The sequence below is a fragment of the Rhodococcus koreensis genome (genome assembly GCF_017068375.1).
Classification (GTDB): Bacteria; Actinomycetota; Actinomycetes; order Mycobacteriales; family Mycobacteriaceae; genus Rhodococcus_F; species Rhodococcus_F koreensis.
In genome coordinates, this window is record NZ_CP070609.1 from 8,072,387 (window position 1) to 8,096,962 (window position 24,576).

At 68.9% G+C, this 24,576-nt stretch carries 23 protein-coding genes; 11 read left to right on the forward strand and 12 right to left on the reverse strand.

Annotation, left to right across the window (positions count from 1 at the left end):
* Positions 1-9: 9 nt before the first annotated feature.
* Together JWS14_RS36690 and JWS14_RS36695 are read right to left on the reverse strand one after the other, a co-directional pair.
* Positions 10-1,047 carry an alpha/beta fold hydrolase gene (locus JWS14_RS36690; protein ID WP_206015374.1) on the reverse strand — a complete coding sequence of 346 codons (1,038 nt, stop codon included), beginning with the start codon at positions 1,045-1,047 and terminating at the stop codon, positions 10-12.
* A 146-nt stretch (positions 1,048-1,193) separates the two neighbouring features.
* Positions 1,194-2,162, reverse strand: a complete 969-nt coding sequence (locus JWS14_RS36695) for a proteasome assembly chaperone family protein (RefSeq protein WP_095860679.1) — start codon at positions 2,160-2,162, stop codon at positions 1,194-1,196.
* 286 nt (positions 2,163-2,448) lie between these two features.
* Between JWS14_RS36695 and JWS14_RS36700 the strand changes: the two genes are divergently transcribed.
* The 3 genes from JWS14_RS36700 to JWS14_RS36710 all read left to right on the forward strand — a co-directional run bounded on the left by JWS14_RS36700 (position 2,449) and on the right by JWS14_RS36710 (position 5,168).
* On the forward strand, positions 2,449-3,075 hold the full coding sequence (locus JWS14_RS36700; protein ID WP_095860678.1) for an MBL fold metallo-hydrolase: 627 nt from the start codon (positions 2,449-2,451) through the stop codon (positions 3,073-3,075).
* A 118-nt stretch (positions 3,076-3,193) separates the two neighbouring features.
* A complete protein-coding gene (locus JWS14_RS36705) occupies positions 3,194-3,859 on the forward strand; it encodes a DUF5642 family protein (protein ID WP_206016257.1) in 666 nt (221 codons plus the stop codon).
* A gap of 160 nt (positions 3,860-4,019) precedes the next feature.
* Positions 4,020-5,168 carry a DUF4192 domain-containing protein gene (locus JWS14_RS36710; RefSeq protein ID WP_206015375.1) on the forward strand — a complete coding sequence of 383 codons (1,149 nt, stop codon included), beginning with the start codon at positions 4,020-4,022 and terminating at the stop codon, positions 5,166-5,168.
* A gap of 7 nt (positions 5,169-5,175) precedes the next feature.
* On the opposite strand, the gene galE is transcribed toward JWS14_RS36710, so the two are convergent.
* Both galE and JWS14_RS36720 read right to left on the reverse strand, forming a co-directional pair.
* Positions 5,176-6,168 carry a UDP-glucose 4-epimerase GalE gene (galE, locus tag JWS14_RS36715; RefSeq protein WP_072942361.1) on the reverse strand — a complete coding sequence of 331 codons (993 nt, stop codon included), beginning with the start codon at positions 6,166-6,168 and terminating at the stop codon, positions 5,176-5,178.
* A 3-nt stretch (positions 6,169-6,171) separates the two neighbouring features.
* Positions 6,172-6,864, reverse strand: coding sequence for an iron-dependent transcriptional repressor DtxR (locus tag JWS14_RS36720; RefSeq protein ID WP_015890477.1), 693 nt, complete (start codon positions 6,862-6,864; stop codon positions 6,172-6,174).
* 133 nt (positions 6,865-6,997) lie between these two features.
* Between JWS14_RS36720 and JWS14_RS36725 the strand changes: the two genes are divergently transcribed.
* Both JWS14_RS36725 and JWS14_RS36730 read left to right on the forward strand, forming a co-directional pair.
* Positions 6,998-8,269, forward strand: coding sequence for an acetoin utilization protein AcuC (locus tag JWS14_RS36725; RefSeq protein WP_072942360.1), 1,272 nt, complete (start codon positions 6,998-7,000; stop codon positions 8,267-8,269).
* Entirely contained in the window at positions 8,262-11,021 is a 2,760-nt protein-coding gene (locus JWS14_RS36730; protein ID WP_206015376.1) for a bifunctional acetate--CoA ligase family protein/GNAT family N-acetyltransferase, read from the forward strand. Before JWS14_RS36725 ends, JWS14_RS36730 begins: the two co-directional genes overlap by 8 nt.
* 101 nt (positions 11,022-11,122) lie before the next feature.
* On the opposite strand, the gene JWS14_RS36735 is transcribed toward JWS14_RS36730, so the two are convergent.
* The 3 genes from JWS14_RS36735 to JWS14_RS36745 all read right to left on the reverse strand — a co-directional run bounded on the left by JWS14_RS36735 (position 11,123) and on the right by JWS14_RS36745 (position 14,129).
* A complete protein-coding gene (locus JWS14_RS36735; RefSeq protein WP_206015377.1) occupies positions 11,123-12,094 on the reverse strand; it encodes a sigma-70 family RNA polymerase sigma factor in 972 nt (323 codons plus the stop codon).
* A gap of 166 nt (positions 12,095-12,260) precedes the next feature.
* Positions 12,261-13,739, reverse strand: a complete 1,479-nt coding sequence (locus tag JWS14_RS36740) for a DUF7782 domain-containing protein (protein ID WP_206015378.1) — start codon at positions 13,737-13,739, stop codon at positions 12,261-12,263.
* 30 nt (positions 13,740-13,769) lie between these two features.
* The gene (locus JWS14_RS36745) at positions 13,770-14,129 is read right to left on the reverse strand and encodes a DUF3099 domain-containing protein (RefSeq protein ID WP_072942357.1); all 360 of its coding nucleotides are present in this window, start codon (positions 14,127-14,129) and stop codon (positions 13,770-13,772) included.
* Between the two features lie 77 nt (positions 14,130-14,206).
* Between JWS14_RS36745 and JWS14_RS36750 the strand changes: the two genes are divergently transcribed.
* Positions 14,207-14,443: a DUF3039 domain-containing protein gene (locus JWS14_RS36750; RefSeq protein ID WP_005240826.1), complete on the forward strand. Its 237-nt coding sequence runs from the start codon at positions 14,207-14,209 to the stop codon at positions 14,441-14,443.
* Here JWS14_RS36750 and JWS14_RS36755 read toward each other — a convergent pair.
* Positions 14,416-15,588 carry a YihY/virulence factor BrkB family protein gene (locus tag JWS14_RS36755; RefSeq protein ID WP_206015379.1) on the reverse strand — a complete coding sequence of 391 codons (1,173 nt, stop codon included), beginning with the start codon at positions 15,586-15,588 and terminating at the stop codon, positions 14,416-14,418. The genes JWS14_RS36750 and JWS14_RS36755 overlap by 28 nt on opposite strands.
* Positions 15,589-15,841: 253 nt before the next feature.
* On the opposite strand from JWS14_RS36755, the gene JWS14_RS36760 reads away from it, so the two are divergent.
* The gene (locus tag JWS14_RS36760) at positions 15,842-17,605 is read left to right on the forward strand and encodes a DEAD/DEAH box helicase (protein ID WP_095860674.1); all 1,764 of its coding nucleotides are present in this window, start codon (positions 15,842-15,844) and stop codon (positions 17,603-17,605) included.
* A gap of 111 nt (positions 17,606-17,716) precedes the next feature.
* Here the strand turns inward: JWS14_RS36760 and JWS14_RS36765 are convergent, their stop codons facing one another.
* Positions 17,717-17,911 carry a DUF7455 domain-containing protein gene (locus tag JWS14_RS36765; protein WP_005240831.1) on the reverse strand — a complete coding sequence of 65 codons (195 nt, stop codon included), beginning with the start codon at positions 17,909-17,911 and terminating at the stop codon, positions 17,717-17,719.
* A 261-nt stretch (positions 17,912-18,172) separates the two neighbouring features.
* On the opposite strand from JWS14_RS36765, the gene JWS14_RS36770 reads away from it, so the two are divergent.
* Genes JWS14_RS36770 through JWS14_RS36780 form a run of 3 tightly spaced genes read left to right on the forward strand, consistent with a single transcriptional unit; the run spans position 18,173 to position 20,236 of the window.
* The gene (locus tag JWS14_RS36770; RefSeq protein WP_095860673.1) at positions 18,173-18,526 is read left to right on the forward strand and encodes a DUF952 domain-containing protein; all 354 of its coding nucleotides are present in this window, start codon (positions 18,173-18,175) and stop codon (positions 18,524-18,526) included.
* A 47-nt stretch (positions 18,527-18,573) separates the two neighbouring features.
* Positions 18,574-19,056: a cation:proton antiporter regulatory subunit gene (locus tag JWS14_RS36775; protein WP_005240833.1), complete on the forward strand. Its 483-nt coding sequence runs from the start codon at positions 18,574-18,576 to the stop codon at positions 19,054-19,056.
* Between the two features lie 7 nt (positions 19,057-19,063).
* Positions 19,064-20,236, forward strand: coding sequence for a cation:proton antiporter (locus JWS14_RS36780; RefSeq protein ID WP_072942350.1), 1,173 nt, complete (start codon positions 19,064-19,066; stop codon positions 20,234-20,236).
* An 82-nt stretch (positions 20,237-20,318) separates the two neighbouring features.
* Here the strand turns inward: JWS14_RS36780 and JWS14_RS36785 are convergent, their stop codons facing one another.
* Both JWS14_RS36785 and ppgK read right to left on the reverse strand, forming a co-directional pair.
* A complete protein-coding gene (locus JWS14_RS36785; protein WP_072942348.1) occupies positions 20,319-21,692 on the reverse strand; it encodes an RNA polymerase sigma factor in 1,374 nt (457 codons plus the stop codon).
* Positions 21,693-21,813: 121 nt separating this feature from the next.
* A complete protein-coding gene (ppgK, locus tag JWS14_RS36790; RefSeq protein ID WP_072942346.1) occupies positions 21,814-22,566 on the reverse strand; it encodes a polyphosphate--glucose phosphotransferase in 753 nt (250 codons plus the stop codon).
* A 180-nt stretch (positions 22,567-22,746) separates the two neighbouring features.
* On the opposite strand from ppgK, the gene JWS14_RS36795 reads away from it, so the two are divergent.
* Positions 22,747-23,649: an inositol monophosphatase family protein gene (locus JWS14_RS36795; RefSeq protein ID WP_206015380.1), complete on the forward strand. Its 903-nt coding sequence runs from the start codon at positions 22,747-22,749 to the stop codon at positions 23,647-23,649.
* A gap of 7 nt (positions 23,650-23,656) precedes the next feature.
* Here JWS14_RS36795 and cei read toward each other — a convergent pair whose 3' ends face one another.
* Positions 23,657-24,346, reverse strand: coding sequence for an envelope integrity protein Cei (gene cei, locus JWS14_RS36800; RefSeq protein ID WP_206015381.1), 690 nt, complete (start codon positions 24,344-24,346; stop codon positions 23,657-23,659).
* Between the last annotated feature and the right edge of the window lie 230 nt (positions 24,347-24,576).

A 24,576-nucleotide genomic window follows, 5' to 3' on the forward strand; every position in this document is an offset into this window, starting at 1 on the left:
CTGCCGGGCCTATGTCGCGCTGCGTTCGTCCGATCCCATCGCGTCGAGAACCGCCATGCGGGTGGACGCGCTGCCGGTGATGGTGCTCTCACCGACCCCGGTGACGAGCATCTGCCGCCACTTCGCCTCGTCGAACTGCAGGGGATGGGTTCCGGACAGGAACTTCTCGATGGTGCGCAGGAACCGCATCGGGTCGTCGCGGAACGGGAAATGTCCTGCGCCGCGGAAGATCTCGAGGTGGGAGCCGGGCATCGCCGCGTGCGCGAGGTGGGCGTGGCTCACCGGAATGACGGCGTCCTGATCACCCCAGATGAGCTGCACCGGGAGGTTCTCGGTCAGATAACATCGGTCGAGCATCGTGACGACCTGCCCGCGCCAGTCGACGACCGCGCGGAGGGTGCGCAGGTACGCCTCGTACGCGGTGGGGTCGTACAGCTCCGCGAGTACCCGCACCAGGTCGGGTGTGTCGTGGAGCATCGCACCGGGGCGCAGGCGCGTGCCGTTCAGCTGACTCAGCACGTTCCCCACCAGCCGCACGGTGGGCATCGCGCCGGGAATGCGCAGCAGCTTCAGCGCCTCGTTGACCACCGGGACGGACGCGAGCCGCAGCAGCGGGTGGACGTCCTTGGTGACGCCGCCTGCCGACACCAGGACGAGGCGGTCGACCATCTGCGGGAACTGGTAGGAGAACTGCATGGCGACACCGCCGCCCAGCGAGTGACCGACGACGGTGACCTTGTCGATGCCCAGGGTGGACAGCAGGTCGCGCATGCCGTTGGCGTACGCCGCCACCGAGTAGTCGGCCCGCGGCTTGTCGGAGCGTCCGTGACCCAGCAGGTCGGGGGCGATGACGGTGTAGTTCTTGGCGAGATGCGGGATGATCTCGGTCCACGTGGACGAGTTGTCGCCGATGCCGTGGATCAGCAGCAGCGCGGGACCCTCGCCCGCCATGCGGAACGCGCGACGGTAGCCGTGGATGGTGCGGAACATCATGCGGGTTTCGGCGTCCGGAACAGGCCTGAGCTTACGAATGCGGTTGTCGCTCATGTCGCCTCCTGAACTAGGTGCACTTCCCGAATGTTGACAGCTCAATCATCGGCTTGGTCTCGACGCTATTGCACGGGTCCCGGCCGAACAACTGGACCGTGCGGTCGCACAGTGCCGGGAGGGCGACCGCACAAACCGCTACCCGGTCAGGCCCCGCCCTGTGATCCGCCCTCCTCCTCGGAGTTGCCGCTCTCGCCGTCCTGCATCGCCTGTTCGGCCAGGAAACGCTCGAATTCCGCACCGAGTTCGTCGCCACTCGGCAGGTCTTCCTCGCTGGCCAGGAGCGTGGATTGCTGTTCTTGAGCCGTTACGTAGGCATCGTACTGACGTTCCAGGGCGTGGACGACGGTTTGTACCTCGTCGTTACCTGCGATGTGCTCGTCGACCTGTTCGCGGACGCGGGCGGCGGCCTCGCCGAGCGCGGCCAGTGGCAGATCCAGGTCGGTGACGTCACTCACATTCTCGAGGAGGGTTTCCGCCGCCCCCGGGTAGTCCGTCTGAGCCAGGTAGTGGGGAACGTGAACCGAGAATCCCACCGACTCGTGCCCGTGCTGCGCCATCCGCAACTCGATCAGCGAGGACGCGCTGCCCGGCACCTGCAATTCACCCGACCAGCGCTGGTGGTCCTTGATCAGGTCCTTGTTGGTGGAATGTGCGGTCACACCGAGCGGGCGGGTGTGCGGGATGGCCATCGGGATGGCGTTGATGCCCACGGTCCGGCGCACACCGAGCTGCTCGGCCAGCAGGCGCACCGCCGTCGTGAACCGCTCCCAGCGCAGATCGGGCTCCATGCCGGCCAGCAGCAGGAACGGGGTACCCGCCGTGTCCTTCAGCGCATACAGGTTCAGCTCGGGCTGGTCGTAGTCCGAGAAGTGATCGGCCTTGAACGTCATCGTGGGCCGACGGGAGCGGTAGTCCACGAGCTCGTCGACCGCGAAGGAGGCGACGAGTTCGCTCTCGAGACTCTCGCGGAGATGCGTCGTGGCGAGTTTGACGGCGTGGCCTGCGTCGGAGAAGCCCTCGAGTCCATGGATCAGCACGGGTCCCTGCCCGTCCGCGGAGGACAGCTGCGGTGCCGGGAACTCCAGCTCGTACATCTTCGACTGTTCGTCCATTACAGACCTCTTCTCCTTCGTGCCTGGCCTCCAGTGTCCCCTATCGTCTCCGGCATCGATACGTCGGACTTTGCTCTCGGAGGCCCTGCTCTGGGGGAACACGCCACGCGCGACCGATAATTCCCGCCGGACGGCCTCCGGTGTTCGCCCACAGCGAGATCCCGCGCACGGTCTGTGGCAATGTGAGGAACGGCACGATCCGAGACGGACGACCCTGGAGGTGCGCGATGTCGACACGGGTACGAGCGATACGGGTACGAGCGATACGGCGATCGAAGGTCGAGTCGTGAGCGTGCGCATCGACCGAGTGGTCACCTCCGGCACCTTCAGCCTCGACGGTGGCACCTGGGACGTCGACAACAACGTGTGGATCGTCGGTGACGACGCCGAAGTCGTGGTGATCGACGCAGCTCATACCGCCGCCCCGATCGTCGCGGCCGTCGGCGGCAGGCGCGTCCGGGCGATCGTCTGCACCCACGGTCACAACGACCACGTCACCGTGGCCCCCGAACTGTCCGCGGCACTGGACGCCCCGCTCTTCCTCCATGCGGCCGACGACGTGTTGTGGCAGCAGACGCACCCCGCCGTCGCCTACACGCCGATCGAGGACGGGCAGGAGATCGCGGTGGCCGGGACCGACCTCCGCGTGCTCCACACGCCCGGGCATTCTCCCGGTTCCTGCTGCCTGTATCTGCCGGAGGTGGGGGAGTTGTTCAGCGGCGACACCCTGTTCTCGGGCGGTCCGGGAGCCACCGGGCGCTCCTACTCGGACTTCCCGACGATCATCGGATCCATTCGCGATCGCCTGTTCGCGCTGCCGGCGTCGACGACGGTCCGCACCGGGCACGGCGACGGCACCACCATCGGCACCGAGGCCCCGCATCTGGAGGAATGGATCGCCCGCGGCAGCTGAGCCGCAGCCTCCCCGCTGTCGGTGTGCCGGCGTGGCAGAGTGGCGGAGAGGGTACATCCGACACGGGAGGACGACGGTGACATCTCGGCGCACAGCGGTACGGACGGCCGTCGCCCCGGTGGTCGCGCTGGCCGCGGCAGCGATTCTCGCCGGGTGTGCCTCGACCGTCTCCGGTGAACCGCAGCCGAGCACCACCATCGTGGCGGGTTCGCCGTCCGGAAAGGGACTGTCGAAGCTGCTGGTCGATCCGGCCGACTTCCCCGCCCGTTACGAGGCGATCGTCCTGCCCGCTCAGGCCGTGTCGATGGCGGCGCCCGACCTGACGGGGGTTCCGCAGGGCGCGGTGGTCGACCCCGCGGACTGTGCGCCGCCTGCACAGGACTACGGACCGACCGGCACGGTCATGGCGGTCGGTACCGACAATGCGAGCCGCTCGACGATCTCGGTCGAGCTCGCCAGGACCGATACACCCCTCGACGACCTGGCGGAACAGACGAAGAGGTGCGGTGAGGTCACCGTGACGGACAACGGGGCCGAGTCCACCGTCACCACCGAGATCACTCCGGCCCCTCCCGTCCGGGCGGACGACACCCTCGCGCTGCGGCGGACCGTCAAATCCGGCACCGGGAGCGAACAGGTCACCCAGTCGATGGTGACGCTGATCGCGCAGGTGGGCGACGTGCGGGTGTCCGCGACCTTCATGTCGTTCGGCGATGCGAAGGCCGACACCGTCGCGCTCGACGAAGTGTTCACCGCCGCCGTGCAGAAGGTGCAGAACAGCTGAGCGGGCCCTAGCACAGGGCTCCGACGACTTCTCGGACGAACGGCGCGTCCGCCCGGCGCGGCGGCCGGGTTGTCCACAACCCGTCGCCCATCCACAGCCCTCTGTGTTTGCCCAGCTCGCCCGCCGGCCCCCGCGGGGTCGACCCGACAGAGTCTGGGGCATGACGACACCCGCATTGCCCCACGGTTCCGGCTTCTCCGACGATCCCGGCGGGGAACCGCCCCCGCAGCAGCACACGGTCACGCTGTCCGCTCCGGACGACCTCCTCGCCTCGATTCCCGCACTGCTCGGATTCCGGCCGGCCCGGTCGATCGTGGCGGTGTGCCTGACCGGGAAGCGCAACTCGTCGGTCGGCGCCGTCATGAGACATGACCTGGTCCTCGGAGGTGCCGGAGGGCCGAGCCCGACGATGTGCGCGGCGCTGGGCCAGTTCGCCACCGTCTGTGAGCGCGACCGCGCCGGCGGGGTGATCCTGGTTCTCGTCGACGACCGTGTCACCGGCCCGTCCGCGCTCTGCCTCGACGAATTGTCCGCGATCGTCGACGAATTCGAGGAGCTCCTCGAATTCACGCCGACCGACCTTCTCGACGTCTTCCTCACGGCGGAGATCGCTTCGGGCGGTGCATGGTTCAGCTTCTTCGGCGGCAATTACGGTGTCCAGTCCGATCCGGCGTCGTCCCGCGTCGCGCTCGCGCGGGTCCTCGAGGGCAAGCCCATCCGCGCCTCGCGCGAGGAGATGGAGGCCACGATCGAGGTGGGGCCGGTGCTCGAACGGATGCAGATTGCCGCCCTCATCGAACGTGGCCGCCCGTCGTCGCTTCTGCGAAGGCAACTGGCCGAGCGGTCGCCCATGCCGGATCGCTGCCACCGACTCGAGCTCGAACTGGTGCTGACACACGTGGCGCGGGTGTCGTCCGGTGAGAGGCTCCTCGCGCCGGAGTACGCGGAACTCGCGCTCGCACTGGACAACGTCACCGTCCGGGACAGCGTGCTCGCACTCGCCGTGGGCCCGTACGCCGACGATGCCGAGCAACTGTGGATTCTCCTGGCCCGCAACCTTCCCGACCCGGAACGCGCGAACCCGGCGGCGCTGCTCGGCTACAGCGCCTACCTGCGGGGGGACGGGCCGTTCGCCGGCATCGCATTGGCCGCCGCGCTGGACTCGGAGCCGGGGCACAGGCTGGCCACCCTGCTGGACGGTGCACTGCACAGCGGAATGCGGCCGGCCGAGGTGCGGGGACTGGCCGACGTCGGTTACGAACGCGCGAGCGCGGTCGGTGTCGTGCTGCCCCCGCCGCTCGCCGGCTGAGCCCGCGTCAACGACGTGCCGCGTGCGACCGGTCGCCCAGCTCCTGCAGGTAGGTCCAGGCGTCGGCGACGATCTCGTCGAGGTCCGTGTGCTCCGGCCGCCACCCGAGTTCCGCGATCGCACGATCACTCGACGCGACGAGCACGGCGGGATCGCCTGCCCGGCGCGGCGCGTCCTCGACCGCGATGGGGAGCCCGGTGACCCGCGCGCACGCCGAGATGACTTCGCGCACACTGAAACCCGCGCCGCTACCGAGATTGTAGATGCGGTGCCTGCCCTCGATCGACGACTCCAAGGCCAGCACGTGCGCCTCGGCGAGGTCGAGCACATGGATGTAGTCGCGGATCGCCGTTCCGTCCGGGGTGGGCCAGTCGGTTCCGAAGATCGAGATCTTCTCCCGCTGGCCGAGCGCCACCTGGAGCACGAGAGGAATCAAATGCGTTTCGACGACCCGGTTCTCGCCGGCCGACTTGTACGCTCCCGCGACGTTGAAATACCGCAGGCTGGTCGCCGCGAGCGAATGCGCCACCGAGTACGAGGTGATGGCATGGTCGATCGCGAGCTTCGTCGCCCCGTACGGGTTGGTGGGACGCGTCGGATCGGCCTCCGTGATCGGCGAGTGCTCCGGTTCGCCGTACGTCGCGGCCGTCGACGAGAACACGAGTTTCTGCGTCCCCGAGTGCCGCATGGCCTCGAGGAGTTCGAGCGTGGTGACGACGTTGCCGCGCCAGTACTTTTCCGGGTACTGGACCGACTCGCCGACGAGCGACTGCGCGGCGAAGTGCAGCACCCCGTCGAACCGGGGAGTGCCGCTCGTGCCCAGCACCTCCGCCGCCACGTCCGCGACGTCGCCCTCGATGAACTCGGCACCGAGCGGCACCGCGTCGGCATTACCCGTCGACAGGTCGTCGATGACGACGACCTCGTGTCCTCGTTCGAGCAGGACCGTGCTGCAGACGCTGCCGACATAGCCGGCGCCGCCGGTGACCAGAAGTTTCATCGACTATCCCTGAACCTGCTTCACCTGGACGGCGTGCGCCATCTCCTCGGACAGATCGAACCCGCTGTGGCCGGGCACCGTGATCGTGACCGACCCGGGCTTGGTCTCGACGGTGACGCGCGCGTCCGGAACGACGCCCGCCTCACGCAACTGTCCGATGACGTCCGGATCCGACTGGACGTGCTCGGCGAGACGGCGGACGACGACCGCGGTCGGCTTGCCGGGCGGCACGTCCGTGAGGCGGATGAGCGTCTCCGGGGGGTCGACCGGGCGGTCCAGCCCAAGCAGAGCCAGTCCCGGAATCGGGTTGCCGTACGGCGAGGTGGTGGGGTTGTTGAGCACCTCCACCAGGCGCCGCTCCACTTCCTCGCTCATGACGTGCTCCCACCGGCACGCCTCCGCGTGAACCTCTTCCCACCGGAGACCGATGACGTCCACGAGGAGTCGTTCGGCCAGGCGGTGCTTCCGCATCACGGACACCGCAAGCTCGCGGCCCTTCTCCGTCAGTTCCAGGTGGCGGTCACCGGCGACCAGGAGAAGGCCGTCACGTTCCATCCGGGCGACGGTCTGGCTGACCGTCGGACCGCTCTGCTCGAGTCGTTCGGCAATACGTGCTCGAAGTGGGACGACGCCCTCTTCTTCCAAGTCATAGATCGTCCGGAGGTACATCTCCGTGGTGTCGACCAGATCCTTCACACTCACACCCCTTCGTCTCGGTTGATTCTACCGGTGATTGCCCGGCACCGGCGCCGTCCGTCCCCGCCGCGCGTCGGTGCCGGTCCGGCGGGGTCTGCTGACACCCTCCACGGGGGACCAGTAGCGTGAGTCCATGACCGCGTCGTTCAGTTCCGGGGAGGATTCGGCTGCACTGGTATCGAACCGTGCAGTCGTGTGGAGTCCGGACTATCTCAGTTATCGGTGGAGTGCGGACCATCCGATGAATCCCACGCGGCTCGAGCTGACCATGTCGCTCGCGCGCAGCCTCGGGACTCTGGAGGGAGTCGAACTGTTGCGGCCCGCCGCCGCCTCGGACGCAGATCTGTTGAGGATCCACACTCCCGCGTACATCGAAGCGGTCAAACAGGCCGGTCACTCCGCGACGTCCGGTGTGCTCGGCGCGGAGGCACCGCACGGGCTCGGCACGGAGGACAATCCCGTTTTCCCCCAGATGCACGAGGCGAGCGCGATCCTCGCCGGCGGATCCCTCGCCGCGGCGCAGGAGATCGCCGCGGGCCGCACCCGCCGCGCCGTCAGCATCGGCGGCGGCATGCATCACGCCATGCCCGACTGGGCCTCCGGCTTCTGTGTGTACAACGATGTCGCCATAGCCGTTTCCTGGCTGCTGGACAACGGTTTCGACCGGATCGCCTACATCGACGTCGACGCACACCACGGTGACGGCGTCCAGCACGCGTTCGCGAACGACCCGCGGGTCCTGACGATCTCGCTGCACCAGCACCCGGCAACCCTCTGGCCCAACACGGGGTGGTCGAGCGAAGTCGGCGAGGGATCGGGGGAGGGCACGGCGATCAACCTGCCCGTGCTGCCCGGCACCGTCGACGCGTTGTGGCTGCGTGGTTTCCACGCCGTCGTGCCGGGTGCCCTCGCCGCGTTCCGGCCGCAGATCGTGATCAGTCAGTGCGGTGTCGACAGCCACCGGGAGGACCCGCTGGCCGACCTCGCGCTGACCGTAGACGGCCAGCGGGCCGCGTTCCTCGCGATGCGCGACCTCGCCGACCGCTACGCCGAGGGGCGCTGGCTCGCCGTCGGCGGCGGCGGTTACGGCCTCGTCCGGGTCGTTCCGCGTGCGTGGACCCACCTGATCGCCGCGGCGCTCGACCGGGAGATCGACACGGCCCGTGCCGTGCCCGAGGCCTGGCAGGAGCGGGCTCACGCCCTCGCGCCCAGCGTCGACCTGCCGGACACCATGGGCGACGGCGGGGAGGTCGACTACCTGCCGTGGGACGGTCCCGGTGGCACACCGGAAACCGGGATTCCGTCGGTCGACCGCGCACTGACGCGGATCGACTCCGCCGTCATCGCCACCCGCCGCGCCTGCTTCCCGCTACTCGGACTCGACCCGGAGGATCCCCGTGACTGAGCAGGCGGACGACAGCGAAACGACCGGCGCCACGGAGTCGTCGGGCGGCGCGGAGACGGGCAGCACTGAGTCGTCGGGTAGTGCCGGGGCGACGGGGAAACCCGACCCCGCGCACAACTACCCGCGGCACTGGGTCGCCGACGTGCTCGCGGCGGACGGCGGGGCGGTCGCGCTGCGGCCGATCGTGCCCGAGGACGCCGACAAACTCGTTGCGTTCCACTCCAAGCTGTCCGAACGCACCCGCTATCTACGGTATTTCGGTCCCTACCCGACCATGTCGCAACGGGACGTCGTTCATTTCACCACGGTCGACCACCACGACCGGGTCGCGTTCGTGGTGCTGCTGGGGGACGAGATCATCGCCGTCGGCCGGTACGAGCGGCTCACCGGCGAGGGGGACGGCAAATCCGCGGAGGTGGCATTCGTCGTCGCCGACGCGCACCAGGGCCGCGGACTCGGGCCGATCCTGCTCGAGCACCTGGCCGCGGCGGCCGCGGAGAGCGGTCTGACGATGTTCGTCGCCGAGGTCCTCGCGGAGAACCGGAACATGGTGACCGTCTTCCGTGAGGCGGGATATCAGGTGAGTCGCAGCTTCGAGGGCGGCGTGCTCAGGCTCGAGTTCGCGATCGACCCCACGGAAGCGATGGTGTCCGTGCGCAATTCCCGCGAGCGGGCCGCCGAGGCGCGGAGTATGCGCAACGTGCTCAGTCCGCGTTCGGTCGCGGTGATCGGCGCGTCCACCGACCGGGCGAAGGTCGGCAACGCCGTCCTGACCAACCTGCTGCGGGCCGGATTCACCGGCCCGGTGTATCCGGTCAACGCCGAGCACCGTTCGGTCCACGGGGTGCGGGCGTACCCGACGGTCCGGGACATCCCCGACGAGGTGGACCTCGCGGTCGTCGCCGTCCCCGCCGAATCGATCAACGCCGTTCTCGACGACTGCCTGGACAAGGGGGTCAAGGCCCTCGTCGTCGTGTCCTCGGGATTCAGTGAAACCGGAATGGACGGACGGCAGTCCGAGCGCCGCCTCGTCCACGCCGCCCGCGCACACGGGATGCGGCTGATCGGTCCGAACGCGCTCGGCGTGGCCAACAACGACCGAGAGGTGTCGTTGAACGCCACCCTCGCGCCGGTGCTGCCGAGCCCCGGCAACGTCGGATTCTTCTGCCAATCCGGCGCCCTCGGCATCGCCATCCTCGACGAGGCCGCGCGGAGCCGAATCGGGTTGTCCGCGTTCGTCTCTGCAGGCAACCGCGCCGACGTCTCCGGCAACGACCTGCTGCAGTACTGGGATTCGGACCCGGCCACCGAGGTCGTGCTGCTGTATCTGGAGAGCTTCGGCAATCCCCGCAAGTTCTCGCGCATCGCGCGGAGGGTGGCGAGAAACAAGCCGATCGTCGCGGTCAAGAGTGGGCGGCACGCCGTCCCGCCCGCGCTGGCGGCCAGCGGCGGCGAGATGGACGATTCGATCGTGCGTGCACTCTTCGAGCAGGCCGGGGTGGTGCAGGTCGGGTCGATCTCGCAGCTGTTCGACTGTGCGCTGCTGTTCGGGTACCAGCCGCTGCCCGCAGGCCCCCGGCTCGCCGTGGTCGGGAACTCCACCGCGCTCGGTGTCCTGGCGGCCGACGCGGCCCGCAGCGAGGGTCTGCAGGTCGGCGACCCCGTCGACCTCGGCCCGCAGGCCGGTCCCGAGGAATTCGCGACGGCGGTGCGGACGGCGCTCGCGTCCTTCGACGTCGATTCGGTGATCGCCGTGTTCGTTCCCCCGGTCGCCGTGCCCGCCGAACCGTATGCCCAGGCGCTGCGGGAAGCGGTGCGGGACGCCGACAAACCCGTCCTCACGACGTTCCTCGCGGCGGAGGGTGTGCCCGACGTCCTGGCGGTCCGGGGTGAGGACGGGCATCCGACGCGCGGTTCGGTGCCGTCCTATCCGGGTCCGGAACGCGCGGCGCTGGCGCTGGCGCGGGCCTGGCGGTACTCGGCCTGGAAGAGTAAGCCGTCCTCGAAAGTCTTGCGCCCCAACGGAATCGATCCGGAGCGGGCGAAAGCGCTGGTCGACGGCTGGCTCGGGGCGTCGTCCGGACGCTGGCTGTCGGACTTCGAGGCGTCGCAACTCCTCGCGTGCTACGGCGTGGACGTCGTGGAATTCCGGTCCGCCACCACCGAGGAGGAGGCCGTGCAGGCCGCCGAGGAACTGGGATACCCGGTGGCGGTGAAGGCGACGGGGGAACAGTGGCGGCACCGGCCCGACCTCGGCGGCGTCCGCCTCGACCTCGTCGGACCGGACTCGGTCCGCTGGGCCTACCGCGACCTCGCCGCCGCATCCGGTGAACCCCTGCTCCACGTGCAGCGGATGGCCACCAAGGGAATCGGCTGCGTCGTCGGCGTGCAGGACGACCCGTCGTTCGGCTCGCTCATCTCGTTCGGGCTCGCCGGCGTGATCTCCGACCTGCTCGGTGACCGCGCCTACCGGGTGCTGCCCCTCACCGAGGACGCCGCGGCGGAGCTGATCGACGCACCGAAGGCCGCGCCGCTGCTGTCCGGCTACCGCAGCGCGGTGCCGGTGAACAAATCGGCCCTCGTCGACCTCGTACAGCGGATCTCCGCTCTCGCCGACGACCTGCCGGAGGTGCGGGAACTGGCCTGCGAACCGGTGCTCGCGTCCGCCGAGGGCGCGCTGGTCACCGATTCGCGCGTGCGGATCGGCCCTGAGCCCAGCGTCGCCGACCTCGGACCCCGCCGGCTGCGCTGACCCGACACACGGTCCCGCAGACAGAAGCTCCCCGCACGGCACAGCGCCGGTGCCGGTCGCGTACGACCGGCACCGGCGCTGAATCGGTGGTGGACTGGGGGTCAGCTGGCGTAGGAGCGCAGCCGCTCGGCGCGGTCGCCCTGGCGCAGCTTGCCCATCACCTCGCGCTCGATCTGACGGACACGCTCGCGGGAGAGCCCGAAGAGCTTGCCGATCTGGTCGAGGGTGCGCGGCTGACCGTCGTCGAGTCCGTAACGCAGGCGGATGACCTGCTGCTCACGTTCGTCAAGGGTGGCGAGCACGGTGCGCACGTCGCTGTGCAGGAGGCCGGCGATCACGGCGTTCTCCGCGGACGTGGCCTCGGAATCCTCGATGAAGTCGCCCAGCGGGGCTTCCTCGTCGTTGCCGACCGGCATGTCGAGGCTCACCGGGTCGCGGCTGTGGTCGAGGAGATCCGCGATCTTGTGCGCCGGGATTCCCGATTCCTCGGCCAGTTCGTCGTCGGTCGCCTCACGCCCGAGTTGCTGATGCAGTTCACGCTTGATGCGGGCCAGTTTGTTGACCTGCTCCACGAGGTGCACTGGGAGCCGGATCGTGCGGCTCTGGTCGGCCATGCCGCGGGTGATCGCCTGACGAATCCACCAGGTGGCGTACGTCGAGAACTTGAACCCCTTCGCGTAGTCGAACTTCTCCATCGCGCGGATCAGGCCGAGGTTGCCCTCCTGGATGAGGTCCAGCAGGGGCATGCCGCGACCGGTGTACCGCTTCGCGAGCGACACGACGAGCCGCAGGTTGGCCTCGAGGAGGTGCGCGCGGGCAGACTGTCCTTCCCGGACGACCGTCGCGAGGTCGCGCTTCTTGGCGGGGGAGAGGCGCTTCCCGGTCTCCATGATGTGCGCTGCGTACAGCCCAGCCTCGATTCGCTTGGACAGTTCCACCTCGTCTGCGGCCGTCAGCAGCGCTGTGCGGCCGATGCCGTTCAGGTAGACGCGGACCAGGTCGGCAGCGGGGCTCTGGGCGTCCAGATCGGCAGCGCTGGGGCGAATGCGAGTAGTGGTGCTGGGGCTTGTCATGACTTGCCTCCTCATCGGTGGTGTCTCATATGGATCAACGCACCGACGGCCCGGGAAAGTTCCCGGCCGGTAATTTACGAAGAGGCTGTGACCTGCGGGTTCCTCGATTCGGTCCTGAGAAGTTGCTGAGAACACGTATAAGGGGGACGGATCGGGAACCCGGCGGCTACGCGGGGAGCACCAGTCCGTGCCGGACGAGGGCGTGCACGAGCGGCACCGCCGACTGCGCGAGTTCTTCCGCGTCGACCCCGTGCGCGGCGGCGAGGAGTTCGATCAGTTCGCCCAGTACGAGGCCGTCGCCGCGCATGCCCGCGACGAGCGAGGCGACGAGATCGTCGACCTCGTGCTGCCACGCCGGGCCGTTTCCCCGGTGCAACCGGGCGACCACCTGCGTCCATCCCTCGTCGCCGGGCAGGAACACCCGCTCCAGGGCGGTGCTCTCCTCGACGCGGAACCGGGCGGTGAGCACGTCGTGGTCGCGCAGCCACGCCACCCGATCGAAGTACGCGAGCGCCTCCGCGCCGAGCGGATCGGTGAAGCCGTGGGTGAGGTCTTCCGCCATCAGATCGGTGGGTGCGTCGGTCCGGCGCAGGTAGACGAACCCGAAACCGACCCCCTCCACGTCCGCGCTCGCGAGGTGGTCCAGCCAGTCCCCGGCGATCGTGGCAGTGGCCGGGTCGCGGGTGTCGAGGCCGCCGTCCCGCATCCAGGTGCCGACGTACAGGGCCGGGTCCGCGACGTCCCGCTGCACCACCCACGCGTCGATCCCGTGGGCCGGCAGCCAGGACGCCACCCGGGCACGCCAGTCCTCGCCCTCGACGTGGATCCACGACGCCAGCAGCGCCGCCGTGCCGCCGGGCGCGAGGTAGTCGGCCACGCGGGAGATCATCAGTTCACTCGCGCCGTCGAGGTCGAGGCCGGAGTCGCGGTAGGTGTGGCCCACCGTGGCGCGGCTCACGACGAACGGCGGATTGGCCACGACCTGATCGAACGTGCGGCCCTCGACCGGCTCGAACCACGACCCGGCGAGCAGTTCCACCTCCTGCTCGTTGAGCGCCGCCGTGACGGCCGCCAGGTCCACCGCCCGGACGTTCAGATCCGTCGCCGTGATCGCGTCGGCGTAGGACGCGCCGTGCAGGGCCTGGATGCCGCACCCGGTCCCGATGTCGAGCAACGTCCCGACCGGTGCGGTCGGGGTGGCCTGCAGCAGCGACAGCGACGCGTGCCCGACGCCGATGACGTGGTCGACGGGCGTCTCGCGGGGGCGGAGGGAGCCGTCGAGGTCGGAGAGCACCCAGCGGTTGCCGCCGCCGATGTCCAGCGGCCGCAGGTCGAGGGCGGCCCGGACGACGTCGCCCTCGGATTCGAGCAGGCCTGCGGCGAGGGCGTCGTCGACCGCGAGGGGGGCCAGCGCTTCGGCCACCTCGCCGGCGGGACAGTCGTCGGTGAGCAGGAACAGGCGGATCAGGGTGCCGAGTTCGCCGCAGGACGCGCTGGCCCGGCGCACCGGGACCGGTTCGTTGCGGCTCAACGCCGCGTGGACCTCGGGGCCGAGCGCATCGAGCAGGGTGTCCGTGTCGTACCGATTGCGGAGGAGGGCCGCACGCAGAGATGGGCAGATCGACAGCAGTTCGTCACGGTTCACCCGTGCATTGTTGCAGGACGCCCGACGGCGTCAGCCCTCGATCGTGTGGTGCGGCGGCGCGGGAAGGGCCGTGGACGGCGAGTCGCGGTGGTCGTACCGGCTGGGCTCGTCCTTGGTGCGCGGCGGCCGGTCGTTCGCGATGAGGACCGCGATCCACGGCAGCGGGATCGACACGCCGATGATCGCCATCGAGATCCACGGGTTCTCCCAGATGCCGTACGCCACCGCCGCGAAGATCAGCGCCGGGAACCGGAACGACATGATGAGCAGGTACTTGCGGACACGGGCACGGTGTTGATCCTCGATGGATCGCGCTGCCTCGGTGATGAGAACCGGATTACTCGGTGAGCCGGCGTCGTGGGACCCACCGAACCCTGCACTTCGTGCCATGTCTCCACTGTTCCACTGTCGGGCGGCAAATGCACACGGGGGGTGGGATCACTGGCCGGTTGCGGCATTATTGAGGGGTGAGCACTCAAACCAAGGAACGGCCCGACGTCACCACCGACGAGTCGACCGATGACGACACTCCCAAGTTCTTCCATTACGTGAAGAAGAACAAGATCGCGGAGAGCGCCGTCATGGGCACTCACGTCGTCGCGTTGTGCGGCGAGGTGTTTCCGGTGACGAAATCCGCGAAGCCGGGATCGCCGGTCTGCCCCGACTGCAAGAAGATCTACGAAGGATTGCGCAAGGGCGACTGAGGCTTCGCCGGCGCTCGCCGCACACCCGGTGGCTCGGGAGATTCTCGTACCGGGCCGTCGGGCTTTTCGTCGTTCCCGGACCCTTGCCCGGCCGGATCGGGACGGTTGCGGTCGCCGACGACCTTGATCGGCCCGGTGGCGATGCGGCGTGTGAGGCTGGTCACCGGACCCGCCGACGGTGAACTCTCGGCCTGCGCGGCGATCCAGTCCCGCATCTGGTCGATGCGGGTCGCCCTGGCAGGCCAGAACTCCTGCACGGTGGCGTTGAACTCGGCGCCGAGCACCACCGCGAAACCCAGGAAGAACGTGAACAGAAGGAACGCGATCGGCGTGGCCAGCGCCCCGTACGTGTACCCGGTTCCCGCCACCCACGAGAGGTAGCGGCGCAGGCAGGTGCTCGCGCCGAGGAAGAACACTCCCGCGACGAGCGCGCCGCCGAGCAGCCGGTGCCAGGGCAGCGACCGGGGGAGCGCCACCTTGTACAGCGTCGTCAGGCCGACGATGAGCAGCAGTCCCACGCCGGGGTAGTAGAACGTGTCGACGATCTCCGTCCCGATCGTGCGCCACGCCTCCGGGAGCACCCTCCCGACGAGTGTGGGCCCCAGCGCGACCAGCGGCAGGGTGAACACGGCGAGAATCAGGAACATCACGTAGAGCAGCAGCGCGAACAGGCGCTGCCACACGGGGTGCCGCGCCTCCTGCTGGCCGTGGGCCTCGACGATCGAGTCCACGAACGTGGAGATGGCCGACGAGCCCGCCCAGAGGGACAGCAGGAAACTCAGGGACACGATCTCGGGACGTCCCCGTTGGAGGACGTCCCCGACCGTCGGGCGGATGATCTGTTCGACGACGCTGTCGCTGAACACGGTCCCGCTGAAGTTGATGATCTTCGACTGGATGATGTCGACCGTGTCGGGTCCGAACCACCCGCCGACGTAGCCGAGCATGCCGAGGAGTCCGAGCAGGAGCGGGGGCAGCGACAGTGTCTGCCAGAAGGCCGCCGTGGCCGCCTTCCCGAAGATCGAATCGTCCCACGCCTTGCTCGCTGTGCGACCGATCACGCTCAGTGCGCGACGTAGCGGATGCCACCCGGACCGGGGTGGATCACCGCCACTCTGCGGTGTTGTCGAGGGTGTTTCGGTCATGATGTTTCCAGCATCCCTGACGACACGCCCGGTTGCCCACCGCTGCTGTCCTCGTGTCGCGACAAATCTGTCAGTATCGGAACTCGCGAATGCGGTTCGCGTCGGATCCGGGCGCTAGGCTCCTTGACGGACAGCGCCTTCGGGTCTGGACCGGATGTGTCGATCGATACCGAGGAGTGCGAGCAAACAGTGCCATGCCAGCGGAGGGCAGCCCGTGAGTGCTGAGACAGTGGGCTCCCAGTCGGCGCCGACAGTGGAAACCGAGGCCGCGCAGATCGTGGGTACCGAGGCCTACCTCGCACAGACCGAACCAGCCAGGCCCGCGGGATCGCTGCGCGCCTGGCAGCGTCGTGCGCTGACCAAGTACCTGTCCACCGGACCGCAGGATTTCCTCGCGGTCGCGACGCCGGGCGCCGGTAAGACCACCTTCGCGCTGCGCGTCGCGTCGGAGTTGCTGCGCGACCGGACCGTCGACCAGGTGACGGTGGTCGCGCCGACGGAGCACCTCAAGCACCAGTGGGCGGAGTCCGCGGCGCGCAACGGCATCGCGCTGGACTCGTACTTCTCGAACTCGACCGGGCAGACGTCCAGCGACTATCAGGGTGTCGTGGTGACGTACGCGCAGGTCGCCTCCCACCCGTTCAAGCACCGGGTCCGCACCGAGAGCCGGCGCACGCTGGTCATCCTCGACGAGATCCACCACGGTGGCGACGCGAAGAGCTGGGGTGACGCCATCCGGGAGGCATTCGGTGACGCCACCCGCCGTCTGGCCCTGACCGGTACGCCGTTCCGCAGCGACGACAGCGCGATCCCGTTCGTGACGTACGAACCCGACCGCGAGGGTCTGATGCGCTCGAAGGCGGATCACTCCTACGGGTACTCGGACGCGCTCGCGGACGGCGTCGTCCGGCCCGTCGTGTTCCTCGCGTACTCCGGCGAGGCACGCTGGCGGAACAATGCGGGCGAGGAGTTCTCCGCGCGGCTCGGGGAGCCGCTCAGCGCGGAACAGACGGCCCGGGCGTGGCGCACCGCCCTGGACCCGTCGGGTGACTGGATTCCCGCGGTCCTGCACGCCGCCGACACCCGCCTCGGACAGTTGCGCACCGGCGGCATGCCCGACGCGGGCGGCCTGGTGATCGCCACCGACCAGACCGTCGCCCGTGCCTACGCGCAGACCCTGAAGGCGGTCACCGGCGAAGACCCGGTCGTGGTCCTCTCCGACGACCCGACGGCGTCCAAGCGGATCGCCGAGTTCGGCGCGAGCACCCAGAAGTGGATGGTCGCCGTCCGCATGGTGTCGGAAGGCGTCGACGTCCCCCGCCTGGCCGTCGGCGTGTACGCCACCAGCGCGTCGACCCCGCTCTATTTCGCGCAGGCGATCGGTCGTTTCGTGCGGTCCCGCCGCAAGGGTGAGACCGCGAGCGTGTTCCTCCCGTCGGTGCCGGTGCTCCTCGACCTGGCCAGCCAGCTGGAGGCGCAGCGCGACCACGTGCTCGGCAAGCCGCACCGGGAGAAGGACGGCTTCGACGACGACCTGCTCGCCGACGCGAACAAGCAGAAGGACGAACTCGGCGAGGAGGAGAAGGCGTTCACCTCACTCGGTGCCGATGCCGAGCTCGATCAGGTGATCTACGACGGCTCGTCCTTCGGGACGGCCACGTTCTCGGGATCCGACGAGGAGGCCGACTACCTGGGTCTGCCCGGTCTGCTCGACGCCGATCAGATGCGGGCCCTGCTGCGTCAGCGTCAGTCGGAGCAGCTGGACAAGCAGGAGCCCGCCGCGCCCGCGCCCGCGCACACGCCGGTTCCACAGGTCGCGGACCGGGTGGCTGCCGCCGGGCAGCTCGCGCAACTGCGCCGCGAATTGAACAGTCTCGTCGCGATGCACCACCACCGGACGGGCAAGCCGCACGGCACGATCCACGGCGAACTCCGCCGGGTCTGCGGGGGACCGCCCACGGCCATCGCCACCGTCGAGCAGCTCACCGAGCGGATCTCCACCCTGCGGCAGTGGTGACCCCCGTCACCGCGTGACGCGAACGCACAAGAGACCGGCGAGTGCACTGCACTCGCCGGTCTCTTGTTGCTGAAAGAGGTGAGCCTGGGACGGGTCACCCGGGCTGACGTATCAGATTGCAGCTTCGGCTTCGGACACGATCGTGGCGTTCATCTCGCGAAGACGGTCTGCGTGCTCGTTGGCGTGGTGACCGCAGAAGAGCAACTCTCCTCCGGTCGGAAGGACCGCGCGAACGCGGGCTCCCGCACCGCACCGGTCGCACCGGTCGGCTGCGGTCAACGGGGGGCTGGTCAGTGTTCCGGGCATGACTCCTCCGTACTGGCTTTCGACTGATGCCGAGTGCCTGGGGCCTTGGTCCGCCGCGTCGGGGGTGGCGCGGTGGATCTACTCTGTCAGACGTTTGGGGTTTACGCGTTGTTCCCGACGGCGTTTCTCAGTGTTGCATCACACACGAAACCGGCCCGAAACGTGCCGACAGCGACGTGACGAGCGCCGATGCGAACAGACCGATCGGTCCGAGTTCGCTGACAGCTGATTCGATTTCGGCCGTGACGCTAGTCTCACCGTGTGAAATCCGAAGACCAACTCGTTCACATCTGCAGCCGCGACGAATGGCGCGCCGCGGAACGCGAAGGCGCTCGCGTGCCCGCCGCGTACGCCGCGGACGGATTCGTGCACCTCTCCACACCCGCTCAGGTGCATCTGCCCGCCAACCGGTTGTTCGCCGGGCGCACGGACCTCGTCCTCCTGAGACTCGACCCCGACGCGCTCGGTGCGCCGGTGAAGTGGGAGCCGGGCGTGCCGGCCGATCCGGCGTCGATGCTGTTCCCGCACCTGTACGGGCCGCTGCCCGTCACGGCGGTCACCGCCGTCGAGGAGTACCTCCCCGAGGCCGACGGCACGTTCCCGGCCCGGCGCTGACGCGAGCCTTCCGCTGTTGGTCACCCCCATCGGACTACCGTGGAGGCATGAACGTTGAAGTGACGCCACTACCCGGTATCGGGGTGCGTAAGGACTTCGAACTCGCCGCCGGTCGCCGCATCGGTGTCATCACCCATCGCGACGGCCGCACGGACCTGATCGTGTCGAAGGCCGACGACCCCGACGCCTGCGCCGCGTCCGTGCCGCTCACCACCGAGGAGGCGGCCGTGCTCAGCAATCTGCTGGGAGCGCCGCAACTGGTGGCGCAGCTGGAGGAGGAACACCGGGACCTGCCCGGCATCCGCACCAAGCAGCTGTACATCAAGGAAGATTCCCGATTCGACGGCCGCCCGCTCGGCGACACCGCGATGCGCACGCGCACCGGGGTCTCGATCGTCGCGGTCATGAGGGCGGGCCAGGTGTACCCGTCACCGAAGCCCGACTTCCTGCTCACCTCCGGCGACCTGCTGGTCGCCGTCGGAACCACAGACGGACTGGACGCGTCAGCCAAGCTCCTGGCCAACGGCTGACAGACCCGTGAACACCACCACGCTCGCGCTCATCGAACTGGGCGCGGTGTTCTTCGCGCTCGGCCTGCTGGGCCGTCTGGCAGCTCAATTCGGGATGTCGCCCATCCCGTTCTATCTCCTCGGAGGCCTCTGCTTCGGCAGCGGCGGATTCGTCAACCTCGGCGACATCAGCGAGTTCAGCCACCTCGCGAGCGAGATCGGGGTGGTCCTCCTCCTGCTTCTGCTGGGGCTCGAGTACACCGCATCGGAACTCGTCACCGGGCTGCGACGGTCGTGGATGGCCGGTGTCGTGGACGCCGTCCTGAACGCCGCGCCCGGAGCGGTCGTCGCCCTGATGCTGGGGTGGGGGACCACCGGTGCCGTCGTGATGGCCGGTGTCACCTACATCTCGTCCTCGGGCATCATCGCGAAGGTGCTGAGCGACCTGGGACGGCTCGGTAACCGGGAAACGCCGGTCGTGCTGTCGATCCTGGTGTTCGAGGACCTCGCGATGGCCGTGTACCTGCCCATTCTGACGGCCCTGCTCGCCGGCGTCAGTTTCGCCGGTGGACTCGAGGCGGTGGGCATCTCCCTCGTCGTGATCTCCGTCGTCCTCGTGATCGCGCTGCGGTACGGCCGCTACGTGTCCGCGCTGCTGGACAGCCCGGACAGCGAGACCCTGCTGCTGAAGCTGCTCGGTGCCGCGCTTCTGGTGGCGGGGATCAGCTCGGCGATGCAGGTCTCGGCCGCGGTCGGGGCCTTCCTCCTGGGGATCGCGATCTCCGGCACCACCGCCCACAACGCGAGCCGCGTCCTCGAGCCGCTCCGCGATCTGTTCGCGGCGATGTTCTTCGTCGTGTTCGGGCTCAACACCGATCCCCGGGCGATTCCGCCGGTCCTCGGCTGGGCCGTGCTGCTCGCCGTCGTCACCGCGCTGACGAAGATGGTCACCGGTGCGTGGGCGGCGAAACAGCAAGGGGTCGGGCGGCTGGGCCGGGCCCGCGCCGGGGTCGCGTTGATCGCGCGCGGCGAGTTCTCGATCGTCATCGCCGGGCTGGCGTTGTCGGCAGGCGCAGTGGAGAGCGAACTCGTGGCACTCGCCACCGCGTACGTGCTCCTGATGGCCGTCATCGGCCCGGTGGCGGCACGGGTGGTCGAACCGGTGGCGGGCGCCTGGATCCGGGTTCGCACCACCGCGTGACGGGTGCCCGCCGGATGCCCCGGCGCACGAACGACGATGCCCCCGGACTCGCTCGGAGTCCGGGGGCATCGCAGTCTGTGCGTCAGTCCAGGTAGTCGCGCAGCACCTGCGACCGCGACGGGTGGCGCAGCTTCGACATGGTCTTGGACTCGATCTGGCGGATGCGCTCACGCGTGACGCCGTAGACCTGTCCGATCTCGTCGAGGGTGCGGGGCTGCCCGTCGGTCAGGCCGAAGCGCAGGCGCACGACGCCCGCTTCACGCTCGGAGAGCGTCTCGAGCACCGACTGGAGCTGGTCCTGCAGCAGGGTGAAGGACACGGCGTCGACGGCCACGACGGCCTCGGAGTCCTCGATGAAGTCGCCGAGCTGACTGTCGCCTTCGTCGCCGATGGTCTGGTCGAGGGAGATGGGTTCACGCGCGTACTGCTGGATCTCCAGCACCTTCTCGGGCGTGATGTCCATTTCCTTGGCGAGCTCTTCGGGCGTGGGCTCACGGCCCAGGTCCTGCAGGAGTTCACGCTGGATGCGGCCGAGCTTGTTGATGACCTCGACCATGTGCACCGGGATGCGGATGGTGCGGGCCTGGTCGGCCATCGCGCGGGTGATGGCCTGGCGGATCCACCACGTGGCGTAGGTCGAGAACTTGTAGCCCTTGGTGTAGTCGAACTTCTCGACGGCACGAATGAGGCCCAGGTTGCCTTCCTGGATCAGGTCCAGGAACGCCATGCCGCGGCCGGTGTAGCGCTTGGCCAGCGACACGACGAGCCGGAGGTTGGCCTCCAGGAGGTGGTTCTTGGCGCGGTTTCCGTCGCGGCAGATCCAGCTCATGTCCCGGCGCTGGGCGGCGGGGAGCTTCTCGCCGGAGTCGGACAGCTCCTGCATGATCTGGGTCGCGTACAGCCCCGCCTCGATCCGCTTGGCGAGCTCGACCTCCTCTTCGGCGTTGAGGAGGGCGACCTTGCCGATCTGCTTGAGGTAGGCGCGGACGGAGTCTGCGGATGCGGTCAGCTCGGCGTCCTTGCGGGCCTGGCGGAGCGCTTCGGACTCCTCCTCGTCCCACACGAAGTCGCCGGACGCCTTGTCCTTCTCGGACGGCTCCTCGGTCTCTTCGTCCTCGCCGACTGCGACGACCTCCACGACATCGGACTCGACCTCGGCGAGGTCGCCCTCGGTGATGTCGATGTCTTCCATGTCGGCGGCATCCTCGTCGAGGTCCTCGCCGTCCGCACCCTTACCGGCCGTGGCCTTCTTGCCGCCCGCCTTCTTCGCCGCCGCCTTCTTGGCGGGGGCCTTCTTCGCTGCTGCCTTCTTGGCGGGGGCCTTCTTCGCCGCTGCCTTCTTCGCGGGAGCTGCCTCGGCTGCCGGAGCGGTGCCGGTGGCTGCCGCTGCGACTGGTGCTTCCGGTCCTGACTCTGAAGTCGAATCAGCAGTCTGACGTGTATCGGTGGCTGCCACGTACGCCCTTTCGTGACGGTGTCGTGCGGCGTCACGCCAGAGTGGTCATCCGGCGGAGAGGTCTACTGGTTTCGCCGGCGCGCAGCCGGGCTCTTCCATTGTAACGACCCATCCGAAATAGTTACGGAGCGATGCCCGTTTCGACCGCGAGCGCTGCACCGACGATTCCCGCCGTGTTGAGCAGCGCAGCAGGTACGACGGGTGTCCTGTTGGTCAGATGGGGGATCCACTTCTCGTGTTTGCGGCTGATTCCGCCGCCGGCGATGAACAAATCCGGCCACAGGAGGTTCTCGAACCGGGTGAGCACCCGGCTGACCTCGGCGGCCCACTCCTTGTACGACAGATCCTTCTTCTCTTTCACCGAGGACGCCGCCCGGTGCTCGGCCTCCTTGCCGTCGACCTCCATGTGCCCGAACTCGGTGTTGGGAAGCAGTACGCCGTTGTGGAGGATCGCCGAGCCGATGCCCGTGCCGAAGGTGAGGAGGATGACGACCCCCTTCGCGTCCTTGCCCGCGCCGAGCGCGTCCTCGGCCATCCCCGCCGCGTCCGCGTCGTTGAGGACGGTGACGCGCCTGCCGCCGAGTGCGTCCGAGAACAGCGCGCGCGCGTCGGTCCCGATCCACCCCTTGTCGATGTTCGCGGCGGATCGTGCGACGCCGCCGGTGACGACGCTCGGCAGAGTGATACCGACCGGTCCGTCCCATTCGGCCTGGCGGATGATCTCCGCGACGGTCTTCGCGACCGCCTCCGGGGTGGACGGATGGGGGGTGAGGAGCTTGATGCGGTCGCCGATCAGTTCTCCGGTCTCGAGATCCACGACGCCACCCTTGACGCCGCTGCCTCCGACGTCGACACCGAACCCCGTTTTGGCCATGGCGTGTGCTCCTCCGTGTCGACGACGACGTGTTCTCCGGGCGCGCTTCTGCTGCCCGTCACACTAGTGCGTCGAGGCGGGTTCGGTGGGTGATGACACCGGACGACGCTGTGGCGCCGGAAGGGGAGCGCGGACCGTCAGCGGTGGTGTGAGGCAGCGAAAGTGTGTTCCGATGGGTGTGTGCATGCACCCCAGAGTTCAGACACCGCGCCCGGCCACGTCGGCACCGATCCCAGACGACTGCTCGAGGTCGCCGTCACGGTGGCCGAGGAGGCCGCCGCACACGTCCGGGCACGGCGGCCCGAGGTGTTCGGAATCGTCGGGACGCGAGCGGAATCCGGCGACTCGGTGGCGTCGAAGAGCACTCCCACCGACCCGGTCACCGTCGTCGACACCGAGAGCGAGCAGGTCATCCGCGACCGCCTCGCGGAGCTTCGTTCCGAGGACGCGATCCTCGGCGAAGAAGGTGGGGGAGAGGGCGATTCCGTCGCGGGCGTGCGCTGGATCGTCGACCCGATCGACGGCACCGTCAACTTTCTGTACGGGGTGCCCGCGTACGCCGTCTCGGTGGCCGCCCAGATCGACGGAGTGTCCGTCGCCGGGGTCGTGGTCGACGTGGCGGCCCGGTCGACGTACGCGGCGGCGCGCGGCGGAGGGGCGACCCTCACCGACGCCGACGGACGGGTCAGCGCACTGCGGTGCAACCCCGTCACCGACGTGTCGATGGCGTTGCTCGCCACCGGATTCGGATACGGCGCGGCCCGGCGCAAGGTTCAGGGCGCCCTCATTGCCGACATCCTGCCGAGGGTGCGGGACATCCGCCGGATCGGCTCGGCGGCCCTCGACCTGTGCATGGTCGCGGCCGGCCGTGTCGACGCCCATTTCGAACACGGGCTGAGCCCGTGGGACTGGGCGGCGGGCTCGTTGATCGCGACCGAGGCGGGCGCCCGCGTGCGGATCCCGTCGCCGCACACGTCGAGTGCGGACGGTGAGGTGGTGGTGGCCGCGGCCCCCGGCATCGCGGACGCGCTGGACGCCCTGTTCGCCGAGATCGGGGCGGACAGGGCGATCCCGGAGGAGTGACCGGCGGTCAGCAGCGGGCGGTACGCGCCGCCTTCAGGAGATCGATGTCGAGAGGTGCGGGCTGGGTCCCGAACGGCGGATCCTTCAGGGACCGCAGAACCTCCTCGGCGTCGGCGTTCGGCGAGATCTTGCGGAAATAGGTTCCGAGGGCGAGATCGACCGTGTCGTCGGTGCGGGTGTCCTGGATGAGTTCCGCGCACGGGGCCACCAGCCAGAGCGCGCTCGCGGCGGCGGCGCCGTTCGGGCCGAACCGCAGCTGCCCCTGGCACTGCATGTTCTGGTCGACGTAGATCGGGTCGTTGCCCGCCTGGACATCGGGTGCGCTCGCGAACCCGTAGTCGCTCAGCTGCGCGGCCACCTGCGCCGCCTGGCCGTGCTCGCCGTTGGCGTTGAACACGCGCACCTTCGTGGCGGACAGCGCGGCGGGCTCCACGTCCCGCAACGTCGAACCGTCGACCCTCTCGCCCAGCGCCTGCGGCGGCGGGGCTGCGGGATCGACCGGCTGCGCGGCCGGTTGCGGAAGATTGCAGTCGACCGTCGCGGCCAGGTCCTCGTCGTCGCCGAGGACGCCGATCCACACGACGGCTCCGAGCAGGGCGAGGATCGCGAACACCACGAGGATCGGCATCGCCCGTCGCCGCCGGAACGGACGACCCTTGTCGTCGAGCGGGCTGCCTTCGGTGATCAGTGAAACCACAGTGTGCCTCGACCTCTCCTACGAACTGCGCTTCGAACGTTTCGCCCGTCCAGCGCACCGATACAGGGCCCGGCCACACGTCGTGGCGCAGGTTCGGCACCTACCTTAGATCCCTGCGGCGTCATAACCCCGAACCCGTCCCCGTTGTGGAATGTCACAGCTTGCTGTGGTGTTGGTGACGATTAGCAGACAATTTGCGCGATCGGTCGATTCGGTTACGTCTTTTGTAC